The sequence below is a fragment of the Shewanella sp. Isolate7 genome, assembly GCF_022398425.1.
GTDB lineage: Bacteria > Pseudomonadota > Gammaproteobacteria > Enterobacterales > Shewanellaceae > Shewanella.
In genome coordinates, this window is sequence record NZ_JAKEVJ010000001.1 from 153,500 (window position 1) to 163,741 (window position 10,242).

A 10,242-nucleotide genomic window follows, 5' to 3' on the forward strand; every position below is an offset into this window, starting at 1 on the left:
CGCGTGATAACGGAAAATTTGTACGGCTCGGGCCTCAACGGGTCTCGAGCAACTTCTTATCGACTTTGCAGGTGCAGGTGCGGGGAAAGCTCTTGCGGATCTCCACCACACTGGGCACCTTAAACTTGGCCATATTGGCGCTACAAAACGCCAATATCTCCTTCTGGGTGAGTGACTGGCCCGGGGCGAAGATGACAAACGCCTTGACTGCCTGATCTCGAATCGGATCGGCTATGCCGATGACGGCGGCGTCCTGAATGGCGGGGTGAGACATCAGCACGTTCTCCACCTCCGTGCTGGAGATGTTCTCGCCCGAACGCTTGATCATATTGCTCTTGCGATCGACGAAGTAGAACAGGCCTCGCTCATCCACATAGGCCTTGTCGCCGGTGAGCAGCCAACCATCGTCACCGAGCGCCGCCTGGGTGGCCTTGGGATCCTGGTAATACTCTTTAAACAGGCTTCTGCCCGGCACCCCCTTCACCCAGAGATCACCCACCTGGTTAGGGGCAACCTCCCGCCCAGTCTCATCGGTCACCTTGGCTTCGTATCCCAGCCCCGGACGTCCTATTGACGGCCAATGGCGAGGCTCACCCGGCGTATCGCCAATTAGCCCAACCAGGGTCTCAGTCATACCGTAAGAGTTGAACAGGGTGACCTTGAAACGCGTCTCGAAATCCAGTTTCTCTTGATCCGAAACGTGCATGAAAAACAACATGTCACGCAGACAATGCTGGTCTTCCCCTTCTGCTACGGGCTGCAGCATCAGGGTGCGTAAAATCATAGGCATGGCATGGGTGATGGTGGCACGGTAGTCGCAAATCTGCTTCCAGAACCGACGGGCACTGTATTTCTCCAACATCACCAGGCAGGCACCGACGGTAAATACCGCCATGGCCGCATTGCACTGAAAATCGATGTGAAAATTGGGCATCATGGAGAGATACCTGTCCTTGGCCGTCAAGCGGGTCTGCCAGGCGGTATAGTGCCCGGCAAATTGCAGGTTGCAGTGGGTGAGCACCACTCCCTTGGGCAGAGAGGTCGTCCCCGAGGTAAAGAGGATCTCGGCGGGGTCTTCGCTTTCGAGCGGCACATGCAGGTCGAGAGTCGGCGCCTGCAGCGCTAACTGATCATCTAAATTCACCCGCCCCGCAAACTGCTCTCCCGCAGCGCGGGCGACAAAGACCTGCTCGAGCCTTTGCCCCTTAGCCGCCAACGCCTCATAGATAGGCAGAAAGCTTGGCTCTGTCACTAGGGCCGTGACGTCGCACTTGGTCAGTATGTAGCTGCACTCACCCTGCACATATTGGGTGTTGATAGGCACGATCACCGCGCCTATCTTGGCCAGACCAAACCAGCAGAAGATAAACTCCGGGCTGTTATAAAGCTGCACTGCCACCTTGTCACCCTTGGCTATTCCCTGTTTGAGGAAGAGATTGGCCGCCCGGTTAATCTGGGCATCCAGGGATTGATAGCTAAAGGTGCGGATATCGCCGGCAGTATCTTCATATATCAATGCCGTGTTATCACTGTACTGCTGAGCACGCTCCTGCCACATGCACCTTAATGTTCTGCTGCCCACGATATCCATCACTTGCCTCACTTACCTTCAAACACCTTGGCAAGACCCTTGGCGCTCAGCGCCGCGATCTCTTCTGCCGAATAACCGATATCGCTCAGAATCGCCTCAGTATCCATGCCGTGCTTAGGCATGCCGCGCCAGATCTTGCCTGGATTATTCTTGAACTTAGGCATCACATTGGGGCCCTTGTATGCCTTGCCGTCGATGTTGGTCCACTCGGTGATCGACTCACGCGCCTGGTACTGCGGATTGCCTTCCAACTCTGGGATGGTCAGCACCTTGGCGCAAGCGATCTTCAGCTCGGCAAAGCGTGCCAACACGAATTCGATGGTCTTGCCGTTGAGATAGTTGTCCAGGCTGGTCTCGACTTCGTCGCCAAATGGACACTCCACTCTATGGATAAGCTGGGTACCTTCTGGGATCTCTGGCGTGCCCCATAGGTGACTGATCCCCATATCCTTAAACATCTCTTCAATCTGCATGGCGCCTACCAGCTCCATGACGATATAGCCGTCGACACACTTGTAGAGACCACAACCTGCATAGTAAGGATCTTTACCTTTAGTCATGCGTGGGCAGACTTCGCCACCGTTGAAGTAGTCCATCATGAAGTACTGCCCCATGCGCAGCATCACCTCATACATGGCCACATCGATACTCTCGCCAACCCCAGTCTCACGCACCTTATGCAGGGCCGCCAAGGCCGCCGTGGTGACCGTCATCCCCGAGAAGTAATCGGCGGTATAAGGGAAGGCCGGCATTGGCTGGTCTTTGTCGCCGTTTTGGATCAGATAACCACTGAAGGCCTGGGCAATGGTGTTGTAGGCCGCCAGGTTGGTGTACTCCTCGGTGCCATACTGGCCGAAACCTGACAGGTGAGCGACCACCAGCTTAGGATTGTGTTGCCATAACACCTCATCTGTAATGCCGCGACGGGCAAAGGCTGGGCCCTTGCTGGCCTCGATGAAGATGTCAGTGGTCTCCATCAACTTAAGGAAGGCGTCACGGCCTTCATCCTTAAAGATATTGAGCGACAAGGCGTGTAGGTTACGACGCGACAGCTCTGGATAGTGGGGCTGTACGCGAATGGTATCTGTGTAGGCGACGTTTTCAATCCAGATCACCTCGGCGCCCCACTCGGCTAACATCTGCGCCGCGAATGGGCCGGCAATTTCAATCCCTGAGAACACCACACGCAGGCCCGACAGGGGACCAAATTGTGGGGTAAATAACTTTTTCGACATATCTAGCATCCTTTTTCACACAAACCCGTCCCCGGCACTGATGCGCAGGCATCAATGCGGTAGCGAATTTTCAAGGTTAATGAGATTGTGAGGAGATGGCGGCCATCACACCGCCATCCTTGGCCAGCGACGCTGGGAGCCGCGTCGCTGCCCTCCCCGTTTAGCGATATTGCTTTAACACGGCACGGCCCAGGGTGAGGATCTGCATCTCATCCGAACCACCGGAGACGCGGTCGACACGGATGTCGCGCCACATACGGCCGATGCGGTGTTCGCCGGCGATAGCATAGCCACCTAATACCTGCATGGCGGAGTCGATCACCTCGAAACCGGCATTGGCACAGAAGTATTTACACATGGCCGAGTCACCCGATGTCATAGTGCCCTGGTCGCACTTCCACGCCGCTTCATAGACCATGTTCTTCATGCTGTTCAGCTTGATCGCCATATGGGCAAACTTATCCTGGATCAGCTGGAAGCGACCGATAGTCTCACCAAACTGTACGCGCTGGTTGGCGTATTTGGCCGCATCTTCGAAGGCGCAGTAGGCCGCGCCATAGTTGGTCAATGCCACCAGGAAACGCTCCGAGTCGAACTCTTCCTTCACACGCAGGAAGCCGTTACCCTCGATACCAAACATGTCTGACTCTTCCAGCTCGACCTCGTCAAACTGCAGCTCACAGCAGCTGTCCATCTTAAGGCCCAGCTTAGGCAGCTTGCTCAGCTTGATGCCGGGCTTGGTCATGTCGACAAACCATTCGGTGAACACAGGTGTTTCGCTGTCGGCATCTTTAGCCATCACCACCACGTAAGGGATACCGGCGGCGCTGGTGATGAAGCACTTGCTACCCGTCAGGTAAACCTTGCCATTACGGCGCTTGTAGGTGGTCAGCAGGCTGCCCACATCTGAACCCGCACTTGGCTCGGTAATGGCCGAGTTCCACATCTGCTTACCTGTGCCGCGCAGCGCCATGATCTTGTCTATCTGATCTTGGTTGCCGTGTCTCAGCACAGTCGCAATGCCTGGCAGTTGATACAGGACATAAGTCGGGGCGCCCAGGCGACCCAGCTCTTCCCAGATTGCCGTGAGGGTTACCATGCCCTCTTCGAATCCACCGTGCTCCTCAGGCAGTAGCAGGCTATCGATACCCATCTCGGCCAGCTCTTTGACAAACCTTTCAGGGTACTGGCTATTTTCATCACACTCGGCAAAATAGCTTTCCCAGTTCTCCTTCGCCATCAGATCGCGAATACCAGAAACGAATAGCTCTTGTTCGTCGGTTAATTTAAAGTCCATCGTATATTCCTATCTTTACGGTTAACGACTGCTTAGGGGAGAAGCTCCAGCCTAAGAAGCCCACTTGTTTTTACGTGCATCTTTTAAGAACGAGATAATCACCAGGATGTTGACAATCACTAGCGGTGCGCCGCCGGCAATAATGGCCGTCTGCAACGGTTTCAACCCACCCAGCGACAGCAGCACGATACCGATAACGCCCACCAACACAGACCAACCCACACGGATCCAAACAGGTGGCTCGTTGTCGGCGTCGGCGCCCTTACAGGTCGACATAGCGAGGGTGTAAGAACAGGCGTTAATCAGGGTCACAGTTGCCAGGAAGCAGAGAATGAAGAAGCCCCACATGGTGATAGTGCTCATGGGTAAGGCAGCCCAGGTCTCAATGATGGCGCGTGGCGCACCATGGTCTTGGATCAGCTGGCCCATGTTGATGATGCTTTCGTGCATCAGGTTAACTGTGTTACTACCCAGGATGGTCCACAGGAACCAGGTAGAAGCGGTTAGACCCAATACCATGGTCAGACACAGCTCACGTACGGTACGACCGCGAGAGATCTTGGCGAGGAAGATACACATCTGAATGCCATACACTACCCACCAGGCCCAGTAGAAAACGGTCCAATCTTGTGGCCAGCTGTCGGCACTGATAGAACTTGTGTAGAACAGCATGCGTGGCAGGTAAGCCAGCATCACACCGACAGATTCGGTGAAGTAGTTGACGGTAAAGCTGGTTGCACCGATTAAGAACACCCAGAACAGCATGATGATGCTCAGGTAGCTACGCAGGTCACTGGCTATTTTGATCCCCTTAGTCAGACCAAATGCCACGCACACGGCGTTAAAGATGATCCACACAGAGATAACAAAGGTATCGACCTCAATAGTACGCTCGATGCCAAACAACCACTGAATACACTCGGTCACCAGCGGCGTCGCCAAACCTAGGCTGGTGCCCATGGCCAGGATTAATGCCACAACATAGATGTTGTCGATGAAGGAACCCAGGATCCCCTTGTGATGCTTGCCCAGTACCGGCTCAAGGGTACCGCTCGGACGAACCACATCCATCTTTTTCACGAACAGGAAGTAACCCAGGGCGACGGTAAAGAAGCCATAGCCCATCCAAGGCAAAGGACCCCAGTGGAAGAGACTATAGGCCACCCCAAGCTCTTTGGCTTGCACCGACATAGACTCGATTTCAAAGGGTGGGTAAGTCAGATAGTAGTACGCCTCTAACGATCCCCAGTAAAGCACTGCGGCCGAGGTACAGGAGGCAAACATCAAGAAGATCCAGCTACCTGTGCTGAACTCGGGTTTTTCCTGCCCCAAGCGGTTGTTTGCATAGGGTCCCCAGACCAGCCACCCCCAACCTATGGCCAGGGCTATCATGTACCACTCGAATGCCCATCCCCAAGAGTGGGTTAGATAATGAAATACATCCTTGATAATTACGTTTGCCGCATCGAGATCCCTTACGGTCAGGTAAGAGAGCAATATGACGGCAATCAGAGAAGGAAAAAAGATTTTAGGTTCAATCGTGACCTTCTTCTTTTTCCCCGCTGCGAGATCAAATCCCATGTTTTTTTCGTTCATCTTAATAGATCTCCCTCTTCATAGGAGGACAATAGGTAAAAGCCAATTTAATTAATATGCTTCGCGTTATTGATAAGCAGGGTTCAATAAACGCTTTTACATAAAATTGATAAGCAGTTTTTATTTTGATTCACCATACAACTTTAAATTCATCATTAAATCTGACTCATTAAAGGCTTAGCAGGCATTTAAATAATACGCGGCAACTTTAATTGTTCAGTGATCGTTATCACGTATAAATAAAATCAAAAAAAACAGCTAGAAAAGCATCAGCCAAGATGATAAACGCATCGTAAACAACTATCGAACCGATCACAAAAAACATGTGCTCGCGATATCAAAGCAGGAATAAAAAGTGATTTACATCATATTAAAACCTAAAGCAAAACCAGGAGAAAGAATAAGAAAACAATAGTTAAAACAACGATATAAACAAAGAAACAGTGATAAAAAAGTCATTTAAAAACATTCAAAACGAATTCTAAAGTTGCTATTAGAAAAACTAAAATGAGACAAATAAGCCACGCTAAACAGGCTATAAGGATATCTTAACCACTTTATTAGCCAAACTTATAACCAGTTTAAAGAAACTAAATAAACACACCGATATTAGCCAGACTAATACATCCGTTAGAAACTCTACCTACAGAAAAAACACATTCAAACCATAAATGTGAAGTGTGTAACATCGAATTAAATATTTCTGATCTTATAATTTCCACACAGTCAATCAACAGAATGGCAAATACAATTCATTTATCGTCTATCTGTAACGACTCAAGGTTTAACTTATTAATATCAAGAGTCGAAAACCCTGACATAAACTAGGCCAGGTTAGTCGACAACATATTAATGTCATCTCGTTATTGATGAGACAGTAAATAAACACTGATAATTTGGAGATATAATGAAAATTATTACCTGCTATAAACTGGTCCCCGAAGAACAAGACATATCGATCAATGGCGACGGCTCAGTAGATACCAGCAAGGCTGCCCCTAAGATCAACCCATTCGATCTCAATGCCGTTGAAGCCGGCGTACAGATTAAGTCTATGGTCGAAGGCAGCCAGCTGACCGCGTTAAGCGTGGGTGGCAAGGCACTGGATAATCCAAAGGCACGCAAAGATATCCTCTCTCGCGGCCCGGATGATCTGACCTTAGTGATCGATGAACAGTTTGAAGCCATGCTCCCCCATCAAACCGCACGTGTGCTTGCTAGCGCAGCGTGCAAATGCGAGTTCGACCTGATCCTTTGTGGTGACGGCTCGGGCGATCTGTTCGCCCAGCAAGTTGGCATGCAATTAGGTGAGCTACTAAATGTCAGCACCATCAATGCCGTCAGCAAGATTGTCTCGGTAACCGAAAACACCCTGACCGTCGAGCGCGCATTGGACGATGAAGTCGAAGTGCTGGAAATCACCCTGCCTGCAGTAGTCTCGGTATCTGCCGACATCAACGAACCTCAGATCCCATCGATGAAGACGATTCTGGCTGCGGCCAAGAAACCCGTTGCCACACTGGACAAAGAAGCGCTTGAATTGGCAGCCCTACCTAAACTGGTCGACGCCATCAGTGTTGTCGCACCTAAACAGGCCGAGCGTGCACAAGTCATCGTCGAAGGTGACGATGAGGCACAAATCGCGGCCTTTGCCGACCATCTACGTAAAGCACTTAACTAATCGAGGGGAATACGATGAGCAAACTGTCAAATGTATGGGTATTTAGTGATATTGCTGCACGTCTACCCGAAACGATCGCTGGTGGTCGCGCGCTGGGCGAAAAAGTATCGGCCTTTATCATCGGCAGCGAAGCCGATATCGCGACCGCCTATTCCTATGGTGCCAGCCATGTCTACTACCTAGGCAACAAGGCCGACACCCAGATGATCGAAGACTTTGCGACAACCATGAGCCAGGCCATCAAGGACGGCGAGAAACCTGCACTCATGCTGCTACCGGCAACCAAGCGTTGCAAGGCGCTGGCGGCAAAACTCAGTGTCCAGCTCGAAGCAGGCCTGATCAACGATGCAACCGAGGTGACACTCGACGATGGCGTAGTGGCCAAACATATGGTATTTGGCGGCCTGGCCATTGGTACAGAACGAATCACCTCACCTATCGCATTAGTAACCCTTGCCAGTGGTGCATTTGAGCCACTGGCGGCTGACACTTCATTAACCGGTGAGGGCGTTTCATTACCCTTTATCGCTCCTAAGCAGGCGATCACCTGCATCGAGCGCCGCGTCAAGCAAGGTAATAGTGTCGATTTAGGGAAAGCTAAACGTGTTATTGCCGTAGGTAGTGGTATCGGCAACCTAAACAATCTGGCTCTAGCTGGCGAACTAGCCACAACCATCCAAGCTGAACTTGGCTGCTCTCGTCCTATCGCCGAGACAGAAAAATGGATGGAACGTGAACGCTATGTGGGCGTATCGGGTGTCATGCTCAAGCCCGACATCTATCTTGCTCTGGGGATCTCCGGACAGATCCAACACATGGTAGGTGCCTTAGGCTCTCAAACCATCCTCGCGGTCAACAAAGATAAGAACGCGCCAATTTTCCAATATGTGGATTACGGCCTGGTGGGCGACATCAATAAAGTACTACCAGCACTTATTCAGGCAATGAAAGCCTAGACTGAACTAGGCAGGTAGCCAAACCTTCTGGCTTGGCTACTTTCCCCCAATAGAAGAAGAGTGACTAGATATGTCAGAAGAAGCATTTGACGCGATCGTCGTTGGTGCCGGACTCGCAGGCTGTGTTGCCGCCTATGTCCTGGCCAAAGAAGGCGCCGATGTATTGGTGATCGAGCGTGGTAATTACGCCGGCAGCAAAAACATGACGGGCGGCCGCCTCTACGCCCATAGCCTGGAGAAGATCATCCCAGGCTTTGCCAAGGAGGCCCCCATAGAACGCAAGGTCACCAAGGAAAAGGTCACCTTCCTGACCGATGATACCGGCGTCACCCTAGACTATCACAACGGCCGCGATCAGAGCCCGGTGCAGGAGTCTTACACTCTGCTGCGCGGTGAGTTTGACCAATGGCTAATGGGCAAGGCCGAAGAGGTGGGCGCGCAATTTATCACCGGCATTCGTGTCGATGAGATCCTCACCCAGGATGGCAAGGTTATCGGCGTCAAAGCCGATGGCGACGAACTCACGGCAAAGGCAGTGATCTTGGCCGAAGGGGTCAACCCAGTGCTGGGCGAACAATTAGGCATGGTGAAACCTAAGGTGAGCGCCGATGCCATGGCGGTTGGCGTGAAGGAGTTGATCGAACTGCCTGAAGCCGTGATCAAAGACAGATTTAACCTGCAGGATGACGAAGGTGCCGCCTGGCTGTTTGCCGGCTCTCCCTCTAACGGCCTGATGGGCGGCGGCTTTATCTATACCAACCGCACCAGCATCTCCTTGGGTATTGTCTGTGGCCTGCATGGCATAGGCGAATCGGATAAGAGCGTACCTCAGATGCTGGAAGACTTTAAGAATCACTCGCTCATCAAGCCGCTCATCGAAGGCGGCAAGCTGCTGGAGTACTCAGGCCACGTGGTGCCCGAGGCAGGCCTGAACATGGTGCCTAAGCTGGTCGATGATGGCGTGCTTATCACGGGTGATGCCGCCGGATTCTGTCTCAACGTCGGCTATACGGTGCGCGGCATGGATCTCGCCATCGCCTCTGGAGAGGCTGCGGCCAAGGCAGTACTCGCGGCGCGCGCCCAGCAAGACTTCTCGGCCCAGGGCCTGAGCAGCTACCAGAGCCTGCTGGAAGAGAGCTTCCTTATGAAGGACATGAAGCTGTACAAGCAGCTCCCCGCCTTCATGGAGACGCCACGCATCTTCAATCAGTATCCAAAGATGGTGGCCGACATCATGCACGAGATGTTCATCATAGACGGCACCCCTGCCCAGCCGCTGCGCAAGACCCTGCTCAAGCACTGTAAAGAGGTGGGTTTCATGAACCTAATCAAAGATGGTTATAAAGGAGTCACATCAATATGACCGAAGCAGTCAATGTCGACGTGAAATTGGGTGTCAATAAGTTCTATGTCGATGAGGGACACCCGCACATCATTTTAAAAGACAATCCCAATATCAAGGAGTATCGCAAGCTGGTAAACGCCTGCCCCGCGGGTCTCTACAAACTGGAGCAAGACGGTAGTGTACGTTTCGACTCCGCCGGTTGCCTGGAGTGCGGCACCTGCAAGTTTCTCTGCGGCGAGACCATTCTAGAGAAGTGGGAGTACCCGAGAGGAACGTTCGGCATCGAATACCGTTACGGGTAACACGATATTAAATGGATTTATATATTTAGAGTCTTTAATCGTTATTATCGCGCCAATAATACCGTCATAAATGTCGACTATTCAGACAGCTGAACATTAAACCCGGCATTATCAATAAAATTTATTTTATTGTGCGCGATAAAAAATAACCAAAACCCTACGCCGATCACGAAGTTATAAATTAACAATTAACAGACTTTAAAATTGAACAAAAAACTTGGTTACATCACTGTTTACAA

Annotated in this window: 8 protein-coding genes; 4 read left to right on the forward strand and 4 right to left on the reverse strand. The window is 51.5% G+C overall.

Annotation, left to right across the window (positions count from 1 at the left end; genetic code table 11):
- Window positions 1-34: 34 nt before the first annotated feature.
- The 4 genes from caiC to caiT all read right to left on the reverse strand — a co-directional run bounded on the left by caiC (window position 35) and on the right by caiT (window position 5,719).
- Complete coding sequence (gene caiC / locus L1D47_RS00565) at window positions 35-1,591, reverse strand: crotonobetaine/carnitine-CoA ligase (RefSeq protein ID WP_239882161.1); 1,557 nt, start codon at window positions 1,589-1,591, stop codon at window positions 35-37.
- An 8-nt stretch (window positions 1,592-1,599) separates the two neighbouring features.
- A complete protein-coding gene (caiB, locus tag L1D47_RS00570; protein WP_239882151.1) occupies window positions 1,600-2,826 on the reverse strand; it encodes an L-carnitine CoA-transferase in 1,227 nt (408 codons plus the stop codon).
- A 160-nt stretch (window positions 2,827-2,986) separates the two neighbouring features.
- Complete coding sequence (gene caiA / locus L1D47_RS00575; RefSeq protein WP_041509240.1) at window positions 2,987-4,123, reverse strand: crotonobetainyl-CoA dehydrogenase; 1,137 nt, start codon at window positions 4,121-4,123, stop codon at window positions 2,987-2,989.
- 51 nt (window positions 4,124-4,174) lie between these two features.
- The gene (caiT, locus tag L1D47_RS00580) at window positions 4,175-5,719 is read right to left on the reverse strand and encodes an L-carnitine/gamma-butyrobetaine antiporter (protein ID WP_239882152.1); all 1,545 of its coding nucleotides are present in this window, start codon (window positions 5,717-5,719) and stop codon (window positions 4,175-4,177) included.
- Between the two features lie 907 nt (window positions 5,720-6,626).
- Here caiT and fixA point away from each other — a divergent pair.
- The 4 genes from fixA (at window position 6,627) to L1D47_RS00600 (ending at window position 10,003) form a co-directional block, all read left to right on the forward strand.
- Window positions 6,627-7,400, forward strand: a complete 774-nt coding sequence (gene fixA, locus L1D47_RS00585) for a putative electron transfer flavoprotein FixA (protein ID WP_239882153.1) — start codon at window positions 6,627-6,629, stop codon at window positions 7,398-7,400.
- 14 nt (window positions 7,401-7,414) lie between these two features.
- On the forward strand, window positions 7,415-8,356 hold the full coding sequence (locus tag L1D47_RS00590; protein ID WP_239882154.1) for an FAD-binding protein: 942 nt from the start codon (window positions 7,415-7,417) through the stop codon (window positions 8,354-8,356).
- Window positions 8,357-8,426: 70 nt separating this feature from the next.
- Complete coding sequence (gene fixC, locus L1D47_RS00595; protein ID WP_041509238.1) at window positions 8,427-9,719, forward strand: FAD-dependent oxidoreductase FixC; 1,293 nt, start codon at window positions 8,427-8,429, stop codon at window positions 9,717-9,719.
- On the forward strand, window positions 9,716-10,003 hold the full coding sequence (locus L1D47_RS00600) for a 4Fe-4S dicluster domain-containing protein (RefSeq protein ID WP_220042972.1): 288 nt from the start codon (window positions 9,716-9,718) through the stop codon (window positions 10,001-10,003). The genes fixC and L1D47_RS00600 overlap by 4 nt, the downstream gene beginning before the upstream one ends.
- Window positions 10,004-10,242 lie beyond the last annotated feature (239 nt).

Excerpts from the sequence above, each read along its gene's own strand:
- caiC (WP_239882161.1), bottom strand. The coding sequence starts at position 1,591 with ATGGATATCGTGGGCAGCAGAACATTAAGGTGCATGTGGCAGGAGCGT.
- fixC (WP_041509238.1), top strand. The coding sequence starts at position 8,427 with ATGTCAGAAGAAGCATTTGACGCGATCGTCGTTGGTGCCGGACTCGCA.
- L1D47_RS00590 (WP_239882154.1), top strand. The coding sequence starts at position 7,415 with ATGAGCAAACTGTCAAATGTATGGGTATTTAGTGATATTGCTGCACGT.
- caiB (WP_239882151.1), bottom strand. The coding sequence starts at position 2,826 with ATGTCGAAAAAGTTATTTACCCCACAATTTGGTCCCCTGTCGGGCCTG.
- caiA (WP_041509240.1), bottom strand. The coding sequence starts at position 4,123 with ATGGACTTTAAATTAACCGACGAACAAGAGCTATTCGTTTCTGGTATT.
- caiT (WP_239882152.1), bottom strand. The coding sequence starts at position 5,719 with ATGAACGAAAAAAACATGGGATTTGATCTCGCAGCGGGGAAAAAGAAG.
- L1D47_RS00600 (WP_220042972.1), top strand. The coding sequence starts at position 9,716 with ATGACCGAAGCAGTCAATGTCGACGTGAAATTGGGTGTCAATAAGTTC.
- fixA (WP_239882153.1), top strand. The coding sequence starts at position 6,627 with ATGAAAATTATTACCTGCTATAAACTGGTCCCCGAAGAACAAGACATA.